This is a genomic window from Streptomyces corallincola (genome assembly GCF_019104725.1).
Lineage (GTDB): Bacteria > Actinomycetota > Actinomycetes > Streptomycetales > Streptomycetaceae > Streptomyces > Streptomyces corallincola.
The window spans coordinates 45,373-64,128 of sequence record NZ_JAHRXF010000034.1; the positions used below are offsets into that span (position 1 = coordinate 45,373).

Below are 18,756 nucleotides of genomic sequence, written 5' to 3' on the forward strand. Positions count from 1 at the left end.
ACGGAGCGGACCCCGCGCCCTCGGAGGGGTGCGGGGTCCGCTCGGTGCTGCTGCGCGCGCCAGGACGCGGCTACCGGAGTGAGCGCGGGGCTCAGACGGCGGCCGGGTCCTCCTCGACGAGGAGGTTGCGGGTGCGGTTGGGGTCAACGGGAATGCCGGGGCCCATCGTGGTGGTGATGGCGGCCTTCTTGATGTAGCGACCCTTGGCGGCGGACGGCTTCAGACGGAGGATCTCCTCCAGCGCGGCGCCGTAGTTCTCCACCAGCTTGGTGTCGTCGAAGGACGACTTGCCGATGATGAAGTGCAGGTTCGAGTGCTTGTCCACGCGGAACTCGATCTTGCCGCCCTTGATCTCGGTCACGGCCTTGGCGGTGTCCGGGGTCACGGTGCCGGTCTTCGGGTTCGGCATCAGACCACGCGGGCCGAGGACGCGGCCGAGGCGGCCGACCTTGCCCATGAGGTCCGGGGTGGCGACGACGGCGTCGAAGTCCAGACGGCCCTTCGCCACCTCGTCGATCAGCTCGTCGGCGCCGACGATGTCGGCGCCCGCGGCACGCGCGGCCTCGGCACGGTCACCGGTCGCGAAGACCAGGACCCGGGCGGTCTTGCCGGTGCCGTGCGGAAGGTTCACGGTGCCACGGACCATCTGGTCGGCCTTGCGCGGGTCAACGCCCAGGCGGAAGGCGACCTCGACGGTGCCGTCGAACTTGGTGGTGGTGGTCTCCTTGGCGAGACGGACGGCCTCGAGCGGGGCGTAGAGCTTGTCCCGGTCGATCTTGGCGTCCGCAGCGCGGAGAGCCTTGCTGCGCTTGCTCACAACTGCTCCTGTGTGGTCTGGAAGGAGGCGTGGTACGGGCCGAGCAGGCCCTGCCACGTGCGACCTCGAAGGCCGCGTGAAGGCGAGGGGAAGGTCAGCCCTCGACCGTGATGCCCATCGACCGCGCGGTGCCGGCGATGATCTTCGCGGCGGCGTCGAGGTCGTTGGCGTTCAGGTCGGGGAGCTTCGTCTGGGCGATCTCGCGGACCTGCGCGTCGGTGATCTTCGCGACCTTGGTCTTGTGGGGCTCGCCGGAGCCCTTCTCGACACCAGCGGCCTTGAGGATCATCTTCGCGGCCGGCGGCGTCTTGGTGACGAAGGTGAAGGAACGGTCCTCGTAGACCGTGATCTCCACCGGGATCACCCAGCCACGCTGCGACTCGGTCGCGGCGTTGTAGGCCTTGCAGAACTCCATGATGTTGACGCCGTGCTGGCCCAGCGCGGGGCCGACCGGCGGAGCCGGGTTCGCCGCACCGGCGTTGATCTGGAGCTTGATGAGCCCCGTGACCTTCTTCTTCTTGGGAGGCATAGCTCTCCGGGTCCTTTCGATTCGGGTCCTGCCCGCTTCCGGGACCACCCGGACGCGGGCATACCGCACAACGATAACGGGTATAGATGCGCGGCCAAAAACCGAGCAGGTCAGCCCGGCTGCGAACAGCCGACCTGACCTGCTGCGGAGGCGATGGGGTCCGTCGGAACCTAGTTCTTCTGGATCTGGTCGAAGCTCAGCTCGACCGGCGTCTCGCGGCCGAAGATCTCCACCAGGCCCTTGACCTTCTTGGAGTCGGCGTTGATCTCGTTGATGGTCGCCTGGAGGGTGGCGAACGGGCCATCGGTGACGGTGACCGAGTCGCCGACCTCGAAGTCCAGCACCTGGACCTCGACCTTGCGCTGCGGAGCGGGCTTGCCCTCGGCCTCGGCGGCCTCGCGGGCGGCCTTCTCCTCGGCCTCCGGGGCGAGCATCTTGACGATCTCGTCCAGGGTCAGCGGGTACGGGTCGTAGGCGTTGCCGACGAAGCCGGTGACACCGGGGGTGTTGCGGACGACGCCCCAGGACTCGTTGGTGAGGTCCATGCGGACGAGGACGTAACCCGGCAGCTTGTTCTGCTTGATCGTCTTGCGGTCGCCGTTCTTGATCTGGACGACCTCTTCCTGCGGCACCTCGGCCTGGAAGATGTAGTCCTCGACGTTCAGCGAGACGGCGCGCTGCTCCAGGTTGGTCTTCACGCGGTTCTCGTAACCGGCGTAGGTGTGGATGACGTACCACTCGCCGGGCAGGGTGCGCAGTTCCTCGCGCAGGGCGGTGACGGGATCGACCGGCTCGGCGGGCTCCGCCTCGGCCTCCTCGACGGCGTCCTCGGCCTCGTCGGACTCGCTGTCGTCGTCGGACGCGGTGTCCTCGACGGATTCGTCGGACTCGCCGTCCGTGGACTCGCTGTCCTCGACGTGCAGCGCGGTCTCCTCGACCGGCTCACCCAGTTCGGCTTCCGCAGCCTCGAACTCGTCCGTCTCGTCCGCGCCTTCGACGATGTCGAGCTCGTCGTCCACCGTCTCGGCGGCACTCTCCCGAGGCTCAGTGGCGTCGTTCAGGTTCGGGTCAGACACGATGGCTGCTTCTTCCTGGATACATAGGGGTGGAACATGCGAAAAAAGGCGCCGGTACCACGGCGCCCTTCGCTCTGGACTCAGCCGAAAACGTACTTGGCGGCGTGGTTGAGCCCGTAGTCAATCACGGTGACCAGGCCGATCATGATCGCTACGAAGACGATCACGACGGTGGTGTACGACGTCAGCTGATTGCGGCTCGGCCAGACGACCTTGCGGAGTTCCGCCACGACCTGGCGGTAGAAGGTGGCGAGGCGCTTCAGCGGGCCCTTCTTGGCACGCTTGCCGCCCTTGCGGGCCTTCTTCTCCGGTACCTCGTCCTGGGCATCAGGCGTGTCGATGGAGCCCACGGCGTCCGTCATGCTTCCTCACCTGATTCCGGGTCGTGGCCGTGCCGCGCCCGGTTTCTGAGCCGCACGGCGGTGCATTGCTGTACGTACATGCGCACACATCCTGGCGGTGTGTGTAGCAGGGCCGGAGGGACTTGAACCCCCAACCGCCGGTTTTGGAGACCGGTGCTCTACCAATTGAGCTACGACCCTTTGTGTGCCCCCAACGTACCGCATGCCGCCGGGTGCTTGGTGTGCACCGGGTTCCGCGGGCCGCCGGAGACCGACGAGGAGTGAGTGTACGTGCTCACCGGCCCGGCGTCGAACAGAAAGTGTCGGCCCTGAGCTGCGCGACCGAAGATCGTCCAGGCCGGAGCGGGGATTCGGACCCGTGTTCAGGGTCCGACCCGTTGGCCGTTCAGTCTGTGAAACCCGTGTGCCGGGCTCGTTTCCGGTCTGGAACGATGGGGTCATGAGCGCTGCAACCCCTCCCACCGAGCGCCGGGTCTCCGCCCGAGTCGGCGCGATCTCCGAGTCCGCGACCCTCGCCGTGGACGCCAAGGCGAAGGCCCTCAAGGCCGCCGGGCGTCCGGTGATCGGCTTCGGCGCCGGTGAACCCGACTTCCCGACCCCGGACTACATCGTCGAGGCGGCCGTCGAGGGCTGTCGTAACCCGAAGTACCACCGCTACACCCCGGCCGGCGGGCTGCCGGAGCTGAAGGCCGCGATCGCCGCGAAGACGCTCCGCGACTCCGGCTACGAGGTGGACGCCTCCCAGATCCTGGTGACCAACGGCGGCAAGCAGGCCATCTACGAGGCGTTCGCCGCGATCCTCGACCCCGGTGACGAGGTCATCGTCCCGGCGCCGTACTGGACGACGTACCCGGAGTCGATCCGGCTGGCCGGTGGTGTGCCGGTGGAGGTCGTCGCGGACGAGACCACCGGTTACCGGGTGGGTGTGGAGCAGCTGGAGGCCGCGCGCACCGAGCGGACCAAGGTCGTCCTCTTCGTCTCGCCGTCCAACCCGACGGGCGCCGTCTACCCCGAGGCCGAGGCGGAGGCCATCGGCCGCTGGGCCGTCGAGCACGGTCTGTGGGTGCTCACCGACGAGATCTACGAGCACCTGGTCTACGGCGACGCGCGGTTCACCTCGCTGCCCGCGCTGCTGCCCGAACTGCGCGACAAGTGCGTCGTGGTGAACGGCGTGGCGAAGACGTACGCCATGACCGGCTGGCGGGTGGGCTGGGTGATCGGCCCGAAGGACGTGGTCAAGGCCGCGACCAACCTCCAGTCGCACGCCACCTCCAACGTCTCCAACGTCGCCCAGGCCGCGGCGCTCGCCGCGGTCTCCGGCGACCTGAAGGCGGTCGCGGAGATGCGCGAGGCGTTCGACCGGAGGCGGCGCACGATCGTGCGGATGCTGAACGAGATCGACGGGGTGCTCTGCCCGGAACCCGAGGGCGCGTTCTACGCCTACCCGTCGGTGAAGGCGCTGCTCGGCAAGGAGATCCGGGGCAGGCGCCCGCAGGACACCGTCGAGCTGGCCGCGCTGATCCTGGAGGAGGCCGAGGTCGCGGTCGTCCCCGGTGAGGCGTTCGGCACGCCGGGCTATCTGCGGCTGTCGTACGCGCTCGGTGACGAGGACCTCGTCGAGGGCGTGAGCCGACTGCAGAAGCTGCTGGCCGAGGCGCGCGACTGACGTTCCGGTTTCCGGTCCCGTGCGCGGGCCGTCTCCCTGCCGGGGAGACGGCCCGTTCGCCTGTGCGAGCAAGACCACGTTCGGGGAAAGACCTTCCGGGACGGCGCGCCGTTGCGGCAGGATCCTGGGATGGAGCGTGTACGTGATCTCTCTGGGCTGCCGAAGGCCCACCTGCATCTGCACTTCACCGGCTCGATGCGGCCGTGGACCGTCCTGGAGCTGGCCGACAAGCACGGCGTGCGGCTGCCCGACTCCCTGACCGAGGCCCTGACCAGCGGGGAACCGCCGAGACTGCGCGCGACGGACGAGCGCGGCTGGTTCCGCTTCCAGCGGCTGTACGACGCGGCGCGCTCCTGCCTGCGCGAGCCGGACGACATCCGGCGGCTGGTCCGCGAGGCTGCCGAGGAGGACGTGCGGGACGGCTCGGGCTGGCTGGAGATCCAGGTGGACCCGACCTCGTACGCGCCCCGGCTCGGCGGGCTGATCCCGGCGCTGGAGATCATCCTGGACGCGGTGGAGACGACCGCGAGGGAGACCGGGCTCGGGATGCGGGTGCTGGTCGCGGCGAACCGGATGAAGCACCCGCTGGACGCGCGCACGCTGGCCCGGCTCGCGGTGCGGTACGCGGACCGGGGCGTGGTCGGCTTCGGCCTCTCCAACGACGAACGCCGGGGCATGGCACGGGACTTCGACCGGGCGTTCGCCATCGCACGGGAGGGCGGGCTGCTCTCCGCGCCGCACGGCGGTGAGCTGACCGGCCCGGCGTCGGTGCGCGACTGCCTGGACGATCTGCACGCCTCCCGGATCGGGCACGGGGTGCGGGCCGCGGAGGACCCCCGGCTGCTGAAGCGGCTGGCGGACCGGCAGATCACGTGCGAGGTGTGCCCGGCGTCGAACGTGGCGCTGGGGGTGTACGAGAAGTTCGAGGACGTGCCGCTGCGCACGCTGTTCGAGGCGGGCGTGCCGATGGCACTGGGCGCGGACGACCCGCTGCTGTTCGGCTCCCGGCTGGCCGCGCAGTACGAGATCGCCCGTGCCCATCACGGTTTCTCGGACGCCGAACTGGCCGAGCTGGCCCGGCAGTCGGTACGGGGTTCGGCGGCGCCGGAGGAGACGAAGCAGCGGCTGCTGGCGGGTGTGGACGCGTGGCTGGCGGCACCGGCCGAGTGAGCGGCTGCGGCTGGGCTATTAGAGGCTGACGCCCACGGTCACCGGCTCGTTGACCAGGGTGACGCCGAACGCCTCGTGGACCCCGGCGACGACCTCGCGGGCGAGGGCGAGCAGGTCCTCGGTGGTGGCGTCGCCCCGGTTGGTGAGGGCGAGGGTGTGCTTGGTGGAGATGCGGGCAGGGCCGGTGCCGTAGCCCTTGGTGAAGCCGGACCTGTCGATCAGCCAGGCCGCCGAGGTCTTGGTGCGGCCCTCCCCCGCCGGGTAGGCGGGCGGTTCGGTGTCGGCGCCGAGGCGGTCGTGGACACGGTCGAGGAACTCGGCGAACCGCTCGTCGTCGAGGATCGGGTTGGTGAAGAAGGACCCGGCGGACCAGGTGTCGTGGTCGGCGGCGTCCAGGACCATGCCCTTCCCGGCACGCAGCCTCAGCACGGTCTCGCGGGCGTGGGCCAGCGGCACGCGGTCGCCCTGCTCGACGCCGAGGGCGCGGGCCGTCTCGGCGTAACGGACGGGCGCGGAGAGGCCGTCGGCGTCCTCCAGGCGGAAGCGGACGCGGAGGACGACGTACCGCTCGGGGTGTTCCTTGAGGCGGCTGTGCCGGTACGAGAAGGCGCACTCCTCGCCGGTGAGGGTGACGGTCTCGCCCGCGCGGCGGTCGTAGGCGATCACCTCGGTGATGGTGGAGGAGACCTCCTGGCCGTAGGCGCCGACGTTCTGCACGGGGGTGGCACCGGCCGAGCCGGGGATACCGGCCAGGCACTCGATCCCGGCGAGTCCGGCCTCGACGGTGCGGGCGACGGCGTCGGACCAGACCTCTCCGGCGGCCAGTTCCAGGGTGGTGCCGGTGAGTTCGAAGCCGGTGGTGGCGATGCGCAGGGCGGTGCCGTCGAAGCCCTTGTCGCCGATGACGAGGTTGGAGCCGCCGCCGACGATCAGCAGGGGCGTGCCGCTGTCGTCGGCCGCGCGCACGGTGTCGATCACCTCGGCGTCGGTCGTCGCGGTGACCAGCCGGGTGGCGGGGCCGCCCAGCCGGAAGGTGGTCAGCGGGGCGAGGGGGGCGTCGTGGAGTTCCTGCACGCGCCCAAGCGTACGAGACGGCACCGACAACGCCGGGCACGGGCGCGGCGGATCGTCCCGGGGCGGGGCCGCGCGTACGGGTACGGCCCCGCCCGGTGCCGGGGCGGGGCCGTACGCGCGAGGGCGGGTCGGGCGGGGTCAGGAGGCGGCGGTCTCCAGCACCGGTTCGGAGCCGGGCGTCCCGGTCGGTGCGGAGCTGCGGCGGCGGGACGGGACGAACAGGGCGGCGATCCCGGCGAGGCCGACCACCCCGGCGCCGACGGCGACGGCGGGACGGAGTCCGTCCACGAAGGCGGTGGCGCTCTCGTAGCCGCCCCACGAGGCGAAGATCGAGGACATCACGGCGATGCCGAGCGCGCCGCCGACCTCGCGCAGCGCGTTGTTGGCGCCGGAGGCGATGCCCTGCTCGTGCGGCCGGACGCTGGACATCACGAGGTTGAAGGCGGGCGCGAAGAACAGCGCCATGCCGACACCGCTGATGATCAGCGCGGGCAGTTGTTCGGCGTAGGAGACGTCGGCGGAGGCGATGGCGGCCAGGTAGCCGAGGCCGATGGCCTGGAGGAACAGGCCGGTGGCGACGACGGGTCGGCCGCCCACGCGGTCGGAGAGGATTCCGGCGATCGGCGCGACCAGCATGGGCATGCCGGTCCAGGGCAGCATCCGCAGCCCCGCCTGGGTGGGCGAGTAGCCGAGCACGCCCTGCATGAACTGGCTGAGCAGGAAGATCGAGCCGAACATGCCGAGGAACATCAGCAGGCTGGCCGCGTTGATGCCGGAGAAGGCGCGGGAGCGGAACAGCCGCATGGGGAGCATGGGGTTCTTGGCGCGGGTGCTGTAGAGGACGAACCCGGCGAGCAGCGCGGCGCCCGCGAACAGTGAGATCAGCACACCGGTGCCGTCCCAGCCGTCCACCGGGCCGCGCACCAGGCCGTAGACGATGCCGAAGAGGCCGCCGCTGACGAGCAGGGTGCCGGGTACGTCGAGCGGGGCGCCGGTGCCGTGCGACTCGGAGAGGCGGAGCCGGGCGAGGGGCAGCAGGGCGACACCGAGCGGGACGTTCAGCCAGAAGATCCAGTGCCAGGAGATGTGTTCGGTGAGGCTGCCGCCGATGAGCGGCCCGGAGGCGACGGCGAGGCCGTTGACGGCGCCCGAGATGCCGAACGCGAGCCCGCGCCTGGCGGCGGGCACGGCGGCGGTGAGCAGGGTGAGGGTGAGCGGCATCATCACGGCGGCTCCGGCGCCCTGGACGGCGCGGGCGGCGATCAGGGAGCCGATGCCGGGCGCCGTCGCGGCGGCGGCGGAGGCGAGCGTGAAGACGGTGAGGCCGGTGAGGAACATCCGGCGGCGGCCGAAGCGGTCGCCGAGCGCGGCGCCGAACATGAGCAGGACGGCGAAGGTGAGCGTGTAGGCGCTCACGGTCCATTCCAGGTCGCTCAGCGCGCCGCCGAGGTCCTTGCGGATCGAGGGCAGCGCGGTGGTGACGACGAGGTTGTCGAGGGCCGCCATGAAACCGGCGACGCTGGTGATGACGATGGCCCAGACGGTGCCCGCTCTGCTGGACGCGGTGCCCGATGCCTCGGTCTGTTCGGTCATCTCTCCCCCAGAGGATGAGTGATTCTCGCGTAGTGAGTGCTTACTAACTTTCGTGCCCGCGAAAACGGCCGCCCTTGCGGGCCACTTCCGCTACTCCCCCGCGGGCGTCGGAATCCTGGCCGCGGGATACATGCCCTCCCACACCCGGTGGCCGGGCGGGAACCCCATCGCGGCAAGGGTGTTGATGAGCATGCCGTAGGCCATGAAGACCGTCGTCTCGTTCTCGTCGCAGCCGAGCGGCCCGTGCACGGTCTCCCACAGTCGCAGCCAGGCGGCCCGCACGTCCTCGCCGAACTGCGCGTCACCGGCGGCCTCGGCCGCGGCGACCGCCGCGCAGATCTGGATCTGCATCTGGAGCAGTTCGGGCTGCTCCTGGATCATGAGCACGTACGACTGCGCCATCGCCCGGAGCGCCTCCTCACCGGCCAGCCCGTCGGCCGCCCCCTCGAAGACCCGGCACATGCAGTCGATGCAGCGCAGCGCGGCGGCGGCGAACATCGCCTTCTTGCCCGGAAAGAGCCGGAACAGATACGGCTGTGACACGCCGACCCGCCGGGCGATCGCCTCGGTGGAGGTGCCGTAGTACCCCCGCTGCGCGAACTCCGAGATGGCCGCGCGGATGACACTCTCGCGGCGCTCTTCGGCACTCATTCTGGGCATGCGGCTAAGTTAGTACGCAATCACTAACTTGCGCAAGCGGATGCGTGGGTGGGCGCTGTGCATGGGGCGGCGATGGGTAAGGGGCGACCGCAATGGCAGCCGCCCCTTACCCGCCGCGCCGCTCAGGCCAGTCGTACGACGGCCCTGGACATGCCCAGGACCTTCTGGCCGCCGCTGGTGGCGGTGAGGTCCACGCGGACGGTGTTGTCGTCGAGCTTGGCCGCGACCTTGGCGGCGACCTCGATCAGCGCGCCCCGGTCGTCGTTGGGGACGACGACGGGCCGGGTGAAGCGGACGCCGTACTCCACGACCGCGCCGGGGTCACCGGTCCAGTCGGTGACCACCCGGACCGCCTCGGCCATCGTGAACATGCCGTGCGCGATGACGTCCGGCAGCCCGACCTCCTTGGCGAACTTCTCGTTCCAGTGGATCGGGTTGAAGTCACCGGAGGCACCGGCGTACCGCACGAGGGTGGCACGGGTCACCGGGAAGGTCCGCGAGGGCAGTTCGGTGCCGACCTCGACGTCGTCGTATGCGATCTTCGCCGTCATCGGGGGCTCATCCCTCCTCGGCCGCGCGGGCCACGAGCTTGGTCCAGGCGGTCACGACGTGCTCCCCGGCCTCGTCGTGCACCTCGCCGCGGATGTCGAGTACGTCGTTGCCCGCGAGGGACTTGATGCTCTCGATGGTGGAGGTGACCGTGAGCCGGTCACCGGCCCGCACCGGGCGGGTGTAGGCGAACTTCTGGTCGCCGTGCACCACGCGGCTGTAGTCCAGGCCCAACTGCGGGTCCTCGACGACCTGTCCGGCGGCCCGGAAGGTGATGGAGAACACGAACGTCGGCGGCGCGATCACATCGGAGTGACCGAACGCCTTGGCGGCCTCCGGGTCCGTGTACGCGGGGTTGGTCTCCCCGACCGCCTCGGCGAACTCGCGGATCTTCTCCCGGCCCACCTCGTAGGGCGCGGTGGGCGGATAGGTCCGCCCGACGAAGGACTGGTCGAGCGCCATGCCCGATACCTCCTGGTCAGGGTTTGAGAGAAGGGACGAAGAGAAGATACGGGTGACGCGGAGAGACGGAAACGACGTGAGGCCGCCCCCTCAAGAGGGGACGGCCTCACGTACGAGCCTGAATTATCGCGTTTCGCGGTGCGCGGTGTGCGCGTTGCAACGCGGGCAGTGCTTCTTCATCTCCATGCGATCCGGGTTGTTACGCCGGTTCTTCTTGGTGATGTAGTTCCGCTCCTTGCACTCCACGCAGGCCAGCGTGATCTTCGGGCGGACGTCGGTGGCAGCCACGTGAGTGCTCCTAAGACGAACGGATGGACTTGATTCAACGCAAGAAAGAGTAGCCGATCGAAGGACCGACCCCACAATCGGCTACTGTCAGTAGCGGTGACCGGACTTGAACCGGTGACACAGCGATTATGAGCCGCTTGCTCTACCGACTGAGCTACACCGCTTTGATGCGATCGGCTCCCGCCTTTCGACGGGAACCTCACCCACCAGAGCCCCAAAACGGAATCGAACCGTTGACCTTCTCCTTACCATGGAGACGCTCTGCCGACTGAGCTATTGGGGCGAGCGAGGAAGACATTACACGGTCCCCAGCCGTTCCCCCAAATCCGTATCCGGCCGCCCCCGTACGGGTCTGTCCCCTCCCCACCAGGGGCCACACCGGTACGACTATTGCGCTCCTCCCGGACCCCTGTGACTCCCCGTCCTAGGCTCGTCCCCACTCTGCGTGATCATGCGTGCGCGGCGGCCCCGGCCCGTGCACGGCCGTCCGCAGGCAGCCCGGTCCGACCCTGGAGTCCGATGCCCGACAGCCAGCCGTACCCGTCGTCACCGCGCCCGTCCGGCTCCCCGGGCCGTCCCGACTCCACGCTGCTGCTCTGCGGGGCACGGCTCACCGACGGGCGCACCGTGGACGTACGGCTGTCCCGAGGGCGTATCGAGGCGGTGGGCACGGCGGGCAGTCTGGCCCCGGCACCGGCCGGGCGCACCGGTCCGGCCCGCGCGGACGCCGGGCCCGCCCGGCTGGATCTCGGCGGCCATCTGCTGCTGCCGGCCCCCGCCGAACCGCACGCCCACGCCGACACCGCGCTCTCCGCCGAGCACGCGGGCCCGGCGTCGTACGCACCGGAGGACGTGCGGCGCCGGGCCACGGAGGCGGCGCTGCTCCAGCTCGGGCACGGGGCGACGGCGCTGCGCGCACACGTCCGGATCGGGGACGTGCAGGGGCTCGGCGCGCTGGAGGCGGTGCTCCAGGCACGGCGCTCGCTGCGCGGGCTCGCGGAGCTGACGGCGGTGGCGATGCCCCGTGTGCTGACCGGGGTGGCCGGGGCGGACGGGCTGGCGATGCTGCGGGACGCGGTGAAGATGGGCGCCGCCGTGGTGGGCGGCTGCCCCGACCTCGACCCCGATCCCGCCGGGTACGTGGAGGCGCTGCTCGACGTCGCCTCGGAGCACGGCTGCCCGGTCGATCTGCACACCGACGCGGCCGACCCGGCCCGGCTGTCCCGGCTCGCGGCGACGGCGGGCGGTCTGCGGCAGGGGGTGAGCGTCGGCCCGTGCGCCGGGCTCGCGGCGCTCTCGGAAGCGGCCACGGGCCGTCTGGCGGACCGGCTCGCCGCCGCCGGGATCTCCGTGGTCTGCCTGCCGCAGGGCGGCTGCGCGGGCACGGACCGGCGCGGCACACCCCCGGTACGGCTGCTGCGCGCGGCCGGGGTGCGGGTGGCGGCGGGCAGCGGCGCGCTGCGCGACCTCGCCAACCCGGTCGGCCGCGGCGACCCGCTGGAGGCCGCCTACCTGCTCGCCTCCGCGCACGGCCTGCGCCCCGAGGAGGCGTACGAGACGGTGAGCACGTCGGCGCGGGAGGCGCTGGGGCTGCCGGAGGTGCGGGTCGAGGCGGGCTTTCCGGCGGAACTCCTCGCGGTGCGCGGGGACGACCTGGCGGGGGCGCTCTCGCTGGCCTACAGCCGGATCGTGATCCACCAGGGGCGGGTGGTGGCGCGGACGAGCGCGGTACGGGAGTTCTGCGGGGCGGCGGGGAGCGCGGAGGCGGGGTTGCCCCGGCAGGGGCGGGCGGGGCCGGAGTAGGGGGTTTTCCGGGGCGGGGGGGGGGTTCGGGGGCGGGCTTCGCGGAAGCGCGGTCGTGGGAGCGCTTCGGGGTGCGGGCAGGGCTCGCTGCGGCGGTGGGGGCGCGTGCTGAGGGCCGCCGCTCCGCGCGCGTTCCCCGGGGCACAACTCGTACGGCGGATGCGGACCTTCGGGCGTACGGTCGGAATCATGCGCATTGTCATCGCTGGTGGACATGGTCAGATCGCGCTGCGGCTGGAACGGCGGCTCGTGGCGCGCGGGGACGAGGTCGCGGGGATCATCCGCAAGCCCGAGCAGGCGGACGACCTGCGGGCGGCGGGCGCCGAACCGGTCGTCCTCGACCTGGAGTCGGCGCCGGTCGAGGAGGTCACCGCGGTCCTCGCGGGCGCGGACGCGGCGGTGTTCGCGGCCGGTGCCGGTCCGGGCAGCGGGACGGACCGCAAGGACACCGTGGACCGGGGCGCCGCGGTGCTGTTCGCGGACGCGGCGGTACGGGCGGGCGTACGCCGGTTCGTGGTCGTCTCCTCGATGGGCGCGGACCCCGCGCACGAGGGGGACGAGATCTTCGACGCGTATCTGCGGGCCAAGGGCGCGGCGGACGCGTACGTCACCCGGCAGAGCGCCCTGGACTGGACGATCCTGCGCCCCGGCGCGCTGAAGGACGACCCCGGCACGGGGCTGGTCCGGCTGGAAGCGCGCACCGGACGGGGGCCGGTGACACGGGACGACGTGGCGGCCGTCATTGCGGAGCTGGTGGACTCGGCGGCGACAGCGGGGCTGACGCTGGAGCTGGTGGCGGGGTCCACGCCGGTTTCGGTGGCGGTGAAGTCGGTGGCGGGGAATTAGGGGCGACGCTGCGCGGGCGGGTGCGTCGCGCGGCTGGGGTGTTGTGACGGGCGGCCGTTGAGGGGCGTGGCGTGGGCCGGGCGGTGTGGGCGCGAGGCGCGCGGTGTGGGCACGAGCCGGGCGGTGTGGGCGCGGGCGTGGGTCGGGTCCCGGCGTCAGAAAAGGGGGAGTTGGCCGGGGAAGTCCGGGACGACGTAGCCGTCCAGCGTGGGCTGGGCGGCGCCGAGTTGGGCCTGGAGGCGGGAGCCGGAGCAGGAGACGAGATCGACGCCCTCCCGGACTCCGGGCGGGTCGTGGCGGGCGAAACGGCCCGCCACGACGGCGATGTCGCGGCGGCACACGGGGCAGGTTCTGCGACGGGATGCCATGTGGTCAGTGTGCCTGGTGCGGGTGTGCGCGGGGCGTTCGCGGGGCGTTCGCGGGGCGTTCGCGGCGGCGGGGAACTCGCCCTCGGTGGGGGGACCCTGGGGAGGGATGTCGGGGTCGGGGTGGGGGTGTTCCGGGGGTCGGACGGGTTTAAGAGGCTTCCAGCAGACGTAGTTGCCGTTCCGCGTCCGGCGAGTCGGGGTCGGGGTAGTAGACGACGATGAGTTCGCGGGTTCCGGGGCGCAGGAGTTTCTCGTAGCGCAGGTCGAGGCGGCCGACGACGGGGTGGTCGAGGCGGGAGCGGCCGGTGTCGCGGCGGCGGACCTCGCGGCGGGCCCAGAGGGTGGCGAACCGCTCGCTGGCGAGGGTGAGTTCGCGGATGGTCTCCAGGAGTTCCGGATCGGCGTCGTCCACGTCGAGCACGGTACGCAGCCCGGAGACGACCTTGGCGGTCATCTCGTCCCACTGGGGGTAGAGGCGCCGCATGTCGGGGGCGAGGAAGGCGGCGCGCAGCGGGTTGCGGCCGACGGCGTAGTGCGGGCAGAGCAGTGCGGCGAGGCGGTTGGCGGCGAGGACGCGCCCGCCGGGGCCGTGGGCGTAGGCGGGAGTGCCGGGCCAGTTGTCGAGCAGCGCCCGGAGCCCGGCGTGGTCGTCACGGCCCGTGCGGGGGCGCTGTCGTCCGCCGGTCGGGGTCGGGGTAGGCCGGGCGAGGCGGTGGAGGTAGGCGGCGGCGTCCTGGTCGAGCAGCAGGGCGGCGGCGAGCGCCGTGACGATCCGGTCGGAGGGGTGGCGGTTCCGGCCCTGCTCCAGCCGCAGGTAGTACTCGGGGCTGATACCGGCCAGCAGCGCGACCTCCTCGCGCCGCAGACCCGGCACCCGGCGCCGCGCACCGGCGGGCAGCCCGGCCTGCTCCGGCGTGACCAGGGCACGCCGGGCCCGGAGGAACGCGCCGAGGGTGTCGGCCATGTCGTACTGCGCCACGCTTCGACGCTAACCGCTGACGGGGCCGAGGCGCAGTGGACGACCGGGCGCGGGGACGCTCACCGGCCCCTGCTCCGGCTTCCGGCGAGCCCGAGGCGCACCAGGCTCTCCCCGGTCGCGGCGACGGCGTCCTCGTTGGTACGCGGCGACCAGCCGAGTTCGGTGCGCGCCTTGGCGTGGGAGGCGCGGCGGGCGACCCCGAGCTGGGCGAACGACTCACCCAACGCGGGTTTGAAAGGCGCGAGGAGACCAATGAGCCACGCGGGAACGGCGATGGTGGGCGCCCTTACGGCGTCCGGGCCGAGACTGCCGCGGAGAGCACGGGCGATGTCCCGGAAGGAGATCGGCTCACCGGCGAGGGCGAGGTAGCGCTGCCCGGCGGCCTGCGGAGCGGTCATGGCGCGCAGGTGCAGGTCGGCCACGTCCCGGACGTCCACGGTGTTCGTCCAGAGGGGCGGCGCGCAGCGGGTCCGGCCGGTGAGCATGGCGTGCACGACCCGGACCGAGGCCGCGTAGTCGGGCCCGAGCACCGGCCCGAAGATGCCGACCGGATTGACGACGGTGAGTTCCATCCCGCCGCCGTCCTCCCGTACGAAGTCCCAGGCGGCCCGCTCGGCGATGGCCTTGGACTTGACGTACGGCGAGACTCCGGGCCCGGCGGTGTCCGTCCAGTCCTCCTCGGTGAACACCCGCCCGTTGTCGGGGTGTCCGTATCCGACGGCGGCGAAGGACGAGGTCAGCACGGTGCGCCGTACTCCGGCGTCCCGTGCGGCCCGCAGCACGCGGAGCGCCCCGTCGCGTGCGGGGACGATGACGTCGTCCTCGTTCTCGGGCTGTGCGGCCGGGAGCGGCGAGGCGATGTGCAGGACGTACTCGGCTCCGGCCGCGGCCTCACCCCACCCGTCGTCCGAGGTCAGATCGGCGACGGCCCAGGAGAGCGCCTCCCGCCGCACCTCCTCCCCCACCCCGGCGGCCCCGAGCATCCGCTCGACGTCCGCCCGCCGCGCGGCGGTCCGCGTGGTCGTGGTGACGCTGTGCCCGGCGGTGAGCAGCTGGACGATGGTGCGGGACGCGAGGAATCCGGTCCCCCCGGTGACGAGTACATGTGCCATACGGCGATGCTCCCGCGCGGGCCGCCGCCGCTCCAGGCACCGCCGGTACTGGTACCGGGAGGGACAGGGTGAGCGCGGCTTCGGCTACTGGTAGTCCCCGGGGTGCCCCCGCATCCGGGCGTTGATCCCGTCGCGGGCGCCGATGAGCTGCTTCTGACGCTTCTTCAGGCTCTCGAAGGACCAGTCGTCCCCGAGTTGCCCCCGCAGCGCGGCGATCCGGGCCACCGGCTCCTCGACAGGAGGAACGTAGGTGGTTTCGGCCGCGACGCGCGCAGAAGCGGACGCGGCGACCCCGGCGGAAACGGAAGCACTGGGCGCCGCCTTGGCCACCTCTTCGGACGCCCCCTCACCCAATCCGCCCGCACCCCCTCCGAACGCCAAGGTGCTTGACCAGACCCGTGAGCGCGCGACCAGCCGAATCGACGCGGCCCTTCGGGAGTGGAACGAACCGGGGTGATCAAGCTCTCCCCCGGGGAACACCTGGGGGACACGCACTGATCAGATGTGGGATTCGGGCGGGATCGGGTGAGACAAGTCCGCGCCTGTCCGCGACGAATCGAACGGACGCCGGGAACGAAGAAACCCCCTCCGACCGGCCGTGATGGCTGGTCAGAGGGGGTTTTCCCCAGTGTGGCGGCGCCAGGATTCGAACCTGGGAAGGCTGAGCCGGCAGATTTACAGTCTCGCCTTGATCGCCACCGCAAACCCTCTCTGACCTGCACGCCAGGCATCGGCAGGCGCCTAACCGCACCGCGTTGTCCGCGCCTGGTCCGGATCTTGGAAATTCCATCCCCCTGAAGACCGGAGGAAGCGTGTCCCGTGATGGCTACGCTGGTACGCACCACGGCAGAACGGGGAGTGCTCCGCGCATGGGACCGAAAACGACCAAGGTCTACGAGACGCTTCGGGAACGGCTCGCATCGGGGCAGTACGTACCGGGCGACAAGTTCCCGTCCGAGCGTTCCTTGACGGAAGAGCTGGGCATCGGACGCACAGCCCTTCGGCAGGTACTGGCTCGCCTTGTGTCCGAAGGAGCGCTAGAGGTACGAGGGCGCAGCTCGTACCGGGTGCCCGGCGCAGTGAGTGTGAGCACCCCCGAAGGCGTCGAACCCTGGCAGGTCCACGGCGAGCGCGACCTCTATGACAACCAGTGGGTCAAGCTTCAACTCTGGGACGTGGAGCCACCCGGCGTGGAGCGTTTCGAACATCACGTCGTCAAGCTCCAGCACGTCGCGATCACGGCGGTGGTGGACGACCAAGAGCGCGTCCTCATGATGTGGCGCTACCGGTTCGTCCCCGGCCGATTCGGCTGGGAGCTCCCCGGCGGCATCGTGGACGAAGGCGAGTCGCCGGCGGACGCGGCGCTTCGGGAAGTCGTTGAAGAGACAGGGTGGCGACCGTCCGCTCTGGAGCACGTTGTCACCTACCAGCCGATGGTCGGCATGGTGGACTCCCCACACGAGATCTTCGTGTCTCACGGTGCGGAGAAGGTGGGCGAGCCGACCGACCTGGAAGAGGCCGGACACATCGAGTGGGTTCCCCTCTCCGACATTCCGGGGCTCATGGCGCAGGGTGAGCTACTTGGTTCGGGGACTCTGGTTGCACTACTGCACATCCTTGCGAGCCGGACGCGCCCCGGCTCTACAGCCGCTCACTGAGCAGGTCCACACGCCGGCGCTGCCTCACCGATCCGGTGCGGCCGGCCAGTAGCCGCGCCTGCCTGAGATGGGTGTGCGCGTCGTCGTACTCGGCTCGCGCGAGGTGGGCGTGCGCCAAGTCCGTATGCAGTCCGGCGCGCGCCCGCACAAAGGTGGGGTCCATGCCTTGTAGTGCGTCGTAGAGGCTGCTCACCGCCTCCGCGTCTCCGAGTAGACCGAGCACGTTGCCGCGCCAGCGTGTCAGGTGTGAGCCGTTCAGGAAGATGCTCAGCATGTCCGGGTCGCGGTCTTCGGGACCGACCGGGATGCACCCCGATGCTTTGTCGAGCGCGCGCCGGCAGTCGTCCGCCAGTCCTGCGTGGGCGCACAGTTCAGCTTCGGTCGCGTGCAGCCAGGCCCGGAGACGAGGTGACCCGGACCGACCCAGGGATCGTTGAGCGTCACGGACCAGTTCAACCCCGAGCGCGGGCCGACCGGCTTCGCATAGTACGAACGCCTGCTCCCCCATCGCGTGTGCCAGGTACATGGGCGCTTCGGCGTCACGGGCGGCGCTCTTCGCCGTTTCGTAGTGGCGCCAAGCCCGTTCGACCGCTCCGGAGTCGATGGCCTGCCAAGCAGCGAGTGTCGATGCTCCCGCGAGCGCCAGCGCGACCGGCCGGCGTGCGCTCGGCAAGACCGCGAAGTTGAGCGCGTCTTCGAGCGCCGCAAGATGCCCCGTCATCTGGTCGATGAGTCCGGCCGCACCCATCTGGCGATCCATAGACCGCAGAAGCTCGGTCTGCGCGTTGAACGCGTCCACCATCGACGTGCCCACGCTGCTTGCGGCATCGATCCTGCTCAACAGGTCGTCGTAACCGTCGGCAGTGGCCATCACGGCAGCGGTGGGCGCGCCCCTCAGTTCGTCATCGGTCACCCCGAGAAGCTGTCGGAGCAGACTCGCGTACCGATCTGAGATCGTCCGCTTTCCGTTCTCCCACTCGGAGACGTACACCCGCAGGCTCGCAGTGGAAGCGATGTCCGTGAGGTGCTGCCGGGCGTACCGCTCGATCTCTCGGATGAGTCGTTCTTGCGACCAGCCGCGTGCCGTTCGCGCTTTTCGAAGTCCTGAGTCCACGGGCCCCGCCTGATGTCGGTTCCGATCTCTGCACCTCTAGGGTGCCGCAGATTCGCGCAGGTCAAAAGGGGTTAACAGGCCGATGGTTAAGGGCTGTTGGCTACCGGCCACCCCATCCCGAGCGGTCTCCTGAAGGGGCACCGCGACAGGGACTCACCCCCGAAGTCAGCGAACCAGTTGACATCTGGTGCGCACCAGATGCAATCTACTGGTGCGCACCAGAAACGGGGATCGCTTCCGGATCACGGTGCGTCGGAGGGTCCTTCTTTGGGCTTCTCCAACGCAGAGGGCGGGGACGCTGCAATCCCGCTAGAGGCCAGGTGGAACAGGGTTTCGGCCCGTACTGGCGAGGTGGCCCGGCGACCGCGAGCAACGGCCGGAGAGTGGGGACTTGGTCCCCTTTGCAGTGCTTCATCCCCTTTGTTGATCTCGCTCGGAGGACTCCCCATGCACCAACGAAAACCTTGGCGCCGCCGTCCCGGACCAGCCGGCGGCGCCTGACACACCTCGGTCCGTTTCCTGGCTTCGCAGTGCTGAGGTGCTGCGGCCGGCTGCCTCTCCCTCCCGTCCTGCCGCGTCACGTGCGCTGGCCGTACGGGAGGGGGTGTGGGGAGCCGGACAGTCCGACGC

The 18,756-nt window shown here is 70.8% G+C and carries 20 protein-coding genes and 4 tRNA genes; 5 read left to right on the forward strand and 19 right to left on the reverse strand.

Translation table 11 applies throughout. The features are described from left to right. Positions 1-91: 91 nt before the first annotated feature. The 5 genes from rplA to KUM39_RS20205 all read right to left on the reverse strand — a co-directional run bounded on the left by rplA (position 92) and on the right by KUM39_RS20205 (position 2,964). Positions 92-817 (reverse strand): 50S ribosomal protein L1, encoded by a 726-nt coding sequence (gene rplA, locus KUM39_RS20185; protein ID WP_217787129.1) that lies wholly within the window; start codon positions 815-817, stop codon positions 92-94. A 94-nt stretch (positions 818-911) separates the two neighbouring features. Then, positions 912-1,346, reverse strand: a complete 435-nt coding sequence (gene rplK, locus KUM39_RS20190; RefSeq protein ID WP_164581833.1) for a 50S ribosomal protein L11 — start codon at positions 1,344-1,346, stop codon at positions 912-914. Between the two features lie 170 nt (positions 1,347-1,516). Further along, positions 1,517-2,422, reverse strand: coding sequence for a transcription termination/antitermination protein NusG (gene nusG / locus KUM39_RS20195; protein WP_217787130.1), 906 nt, complete (start codon positions 2,420-2,422; stop codon positions 1,517-1,519). Positions 2,423-2,502: 80 nt separating this feature from the next. Next, a complete protein-coding gene (gene secE / locus KUM39_RS20200; protein ID WP_217787131.1) occupies positions 2,503-2,784 on the reverse strand; it encodes a preprotein translocase subunit SecE in 282 nt (93 codons plus the stop codon). A gap of 107 nt (positions 2,785-2,891) precedes the next feature. After that, a tRNA-Trp gene (locus KUM39_RS20205) sits at positions 2,892-2,964 on the reverse strand. Positions 2,965-3,223: 259 nt separating this feature from the next. On the opposite strand from KUM39_RS20205, the gene KUM39_RS20210 reads away from it, so the two are divergent. Further along, complete coding sequence (locus KUM39_RS20210; protein WP_217787132.1) at positions 3,224-4,450, forward strand: pyridoxal phosphate-dependent aminotransferase; 1,227 nt, start codon at positions 3,224-3,226, stop codon at positions 4,448-4,450. Positions 4,451-4,579: 129 nt separating this feature from the next. Beyond that, positions 4,580-5,620 carry an adenosine deaminase gene (locus tag KUM39_RS20215; protein WP_217787133.1) on the forward strand — a complete coding sequence of 347 codons (1,041 nt, stop codon included), beginning with the start codon at positions 4,580-4,582 and terminating at the stop codon, positions 5,618-5,620. Between the two features lie 18 nt (positions 5,621-5,638). Here KUM39_RS20215 and KUM39_RS20220 read toward each other — a convergent pair whose 3' ends face one another. The 8 genes from KUM39_RS20220 to KUM39_RS20255 all read right to left on the reverse strand — a co-directional run bounded on the left by KUM39_RS20220 (position 5,639) and on the right by KUM39_RS20255 (position 10,529). Continuing rightward, the gene (locus KUM39_RS20220) at positions 5,639-6,694 is read right to left on the reverse strand and encodes a UDP-N-acetylmuramate dehydrogenase (RefSeq protein WP_217787134.1); all 1,056 of its coding nucleotides are present in this window, start codon (positions 6,692-6,694) and stop codon (positions 5,639-5,641) included. Between the two features lie 138 nt (positions 6,695-6,832). Beyond that, positions 6,833-8,287: a DHA2 family efflux MFS transporter permease subunit gene (locus tag KUM39_RS20225; RefSeq protein ID WP_217787135.1), complete on the reverse strand. Its 1,455-nt coding sequence runs from the start codon at positions 8,285-8,287 to the stop codon at positions 6,833-6,835. A gap of 90 nt (positions 8,288-8,377) precedes the next feature. Beyond that, a complete protein-coding gene (locus tag KUM39_RS20230) occupies positions 8,378-8,947 on the reverse strand; it encodes a TetR/AcrR family transcriptional regulator (protein ID WP_217787136.1) in 570 nt (189 codons plus the stop codon). A 122-nt stretch (positions 8,948-9,069) separates the two neighbouring features. Next, entirely contained in the window at positions 9,070-9,498 is a 429-nt protein-coding gene (locus KUM39_RS20235) for a MaoC family dehydratase (protein WP_217787137.1), read from the reverse strand. A 7-nt stretch (positions 9,499-9,505) separates the two neighbouring features. Continuing rightward, positions 9,506-9,958 (reverse strand): MaoC family dehydratase N-terminal domain-containing protein, encoded by a 453-nt coding sequence (locus tag KUM39_RS20240; protein ID WP_217787138.1) that lies wholly within the window; start codon positions 9,956-9,958, stop codon positions 9,506-9,508. Positions 9,959-10,081: 123 nt separating this feature from the next. Continuing rightward, entirely contained in the window at positions 10,082-10,246 is a 165-nt protein-coding gene (rpmG, locus tag KUM39_RS20245; RefSeq protein ID WP_018834916.1) for a 50S ribosomal protein L33, read from the reverse strand. A 91-nt stretch (positions 10,247-10,337) separates the two neighbouring features. Beyond that, positions 10,338-10,410, reverse strand: a tRNA-Met gene (locus KUM39_RS20250). Between the two features lie 46 nt (positions 10,411-10,456). Then, a tRNA-Thr gene (locus tag KUM39_RS20255) sits at positions 10,457-10,529 on the reverse strand. A 236-nt stretch (positions 10,530-10,765) separates the two neighbouring features. On the opposite strand from KUM39_RS20255, the gene KUM39_RS20260 reads away from it, so the two are divergent. Then, on the forward strand, positions 10,766-12,049 hold the full coding sequence (locus KUM39_RS20260) for an amidohydrolase family protein (protein WP_217787139.1): 1,284 nt from the start codon (positions 10,766-10,768) through the stop codon (positions 12,047-12,049). 189 nt (positions 12,050-12,238) lie between these two features. After that, positions 12,239-12,895, forward strand: a complete 657-nt coding sequence (locus KUM39_RS20265) for an SDR family oxidoreductase (protein WP_217787140.1) — start codon at positions 12,239-12,241, stop codon at positions 12,893-12,895. Between the two features lie 155 nt (positions 12,896-13,050). Here KUM39_RS20265 and KUM39_RS20270 read toward each other — a convergent pair whose 3' ends face one another. The 5 genes from KUM39_RS20270 to KUM39_RS20290 form a co-directional block, all read right to left on the reverse strand. Then, positions 13,051-13,263 (reverse strand): hypothetical protein, encoded by a 213-nt coding sequence (locus KUM39_RS20270; RefSeq protein ID WP_217787141.1) that lies wholly within the window; start codon positions 13,261-13,263, stop codon positions 13,051-13,053. Positions 13,264-13,411: 148 nt separating this feature from the next. Continuing rightward, on the reverse strand, positions 13,412-14,242 hold the full coding sequence (locus KUM39_RS20275) for an MmyB family transcriptional regulator (RefSeq protein ID WP_308288185.1): 831 nt from the start codon (positions 14,240-14,242) through the stop codon (positions 13,412-13,414). Between the two features lie 59 nt (positions 14,243-14,301). Further along, positions 14,302-15,354 carry an SDR family oxidoreductase gene (locus KUM39_RS20280; protein WP_217787142.1) on the reverse strand — a complete coding sequence of 351 codons (1,053 nt, stop codon included), beginning with the start codon at positions 15,352-15,354 and terminating at the stop codon, positions 14,302-14,304. 84 nt (positions 15,355-15,438) lie between these two features. Continuing rightward, complete coding sequence (locus KUM39_RS20285) at positions 15,439-15,579, reverse strand: hypothetical protein (protein WP_217787143.1); 141 nt, start codon at positions 15,577-15,579, stop codon at positions 15,439-15,441. Between the two features lie 406 nt (positions 15,580-15,985). Continuing rightward, positions 15,986-16,062 (reverse strand) — tRNA-Tyr (locus KUM39_RS20290). Between the two features lie 161 nt (positions 16,063-16,223). Here KUM39_RS20290 and KUM39_RS20295 point away from each other — a divergent pair. Then, positions 16,224-17,012 (forward strand): NUDIX domain-containing protein, encoded by a 789-nt coding sequence (locus KUM39_RS20295; protein WP_217787144.1) that lies wholly within the window; start codon positions 16,224-16,226, stop codon positions 17,010-17,012. Here the strand turns inward: KUM39_RS20295 and KUM39_RS20300 are convergent. Continuing rightward, entirely contained in the window at positions 16,996-18,126 is a 1,131-nt protein-coding gene (locus KUM39_RS20300) for a helix-turn-helix domain-containing protein (RefSeq protein ID WP_504740069.1), read from the reverse strand. The two genes, KUM39_RS20295 and KUM39_RS20300, sit on opposite strands and share 17 nt — an antisense overlap. Positions 18,127-18,756 lie beyond the last annotated feature (630 nt).

Bases quoted from the DNA above. Each gene is read 5' to 3' on its own strand.
- rplK (WP_164581833.1), bottom strand. From the start codon at position 1,346: ATGCCTCCCAAGAAGAAGAAGGTCACGGGGCTCATCAAGCTCCAGATC.
- secE (WP_217787131.1), bottom strand. From the start codon at position 2,784: ATGACGGACGCCGTGGGCTCCATCGACACGCCTGATGCCCAGGACGAG.
- KUM39_RS20210 (WP_217787132.1), top strand. From the start codon at position 3,224: ATGAGCGCTGCAACCCCTCCCACCGAGCGCCGGGTCTCCGCCCGAGTC.
- KUM39_RS20215 (WP_217787133.1), top strand. From the start codon at position 4,580: ATGGAGCGTGTACGTGATCTCTCTGGGCTGCCGAAGGCCCACCTGCAT.
- KUM39_RS20225 (WP_217787135.1), bottom strand. From the start codon at position 8,287: ATGACCGAACAGACCGAGGCATCGGGCACCGCGTCCAGCAGAGCGGGC.
- KUM39_RS20230 (WP_217787136.1), bottom strand. From the start codon at position 8,947: ATGCCCAGAATGAGTGCCGAAGAGCGCCGCGAGAGTGTCATCCGCGCG.
- KUM39_RS20235 (WP_217787137.1), bottom strand. From the start codon at position 9,498: ATGACGGCGAAGATCGCATACGACGACGTCGAGGTCGGCACCGAACTG.
- KUM39_RS20240 (WP_217787138.1), bottom strand. From the start codon at position 9,958: ATGGCGCTCGACCAGTCCTTCGTCGGGCGGACCTATCCGCCCACCGCG.
- KUM39_RS20260 (WP_217787139.1), top strand. From the start codon at position 10,766: ATGCCCGACAGCCAGCCGTACCCGTCGTCACCGCGCCCGTCCGGCTCC.
- KUM39_RS20265 (WP_217787140.1), top strand. From the start codon at position 12,239: ATGCGCATTGTCATCGCTGGTGGACATGGTCAGATCGCGCTGCGGCTG.
- KUM39_RS20270 (WP_217787141.1), bottom strand. From the start codon at position 13,263: ATGGCATCCCGTCGCAGAACCTGCCCCGTGTGCCGCCGCGACATCGCC.
- KUM39_RS20280 (WP_217787142.1), bottom strand. From the start codon at position 15,354: ATGGCACATGTACTCGTCACCGGGGGGACCGGATTCCTCGCGTCCCGC.
- KUM39_RS20295 (WP_217787144.1), top strand. From the start codon at position 16,224: ATGGGACCGAAAACGACCAAGGTCTACGAGACGCTTCGGGAACGGCTC.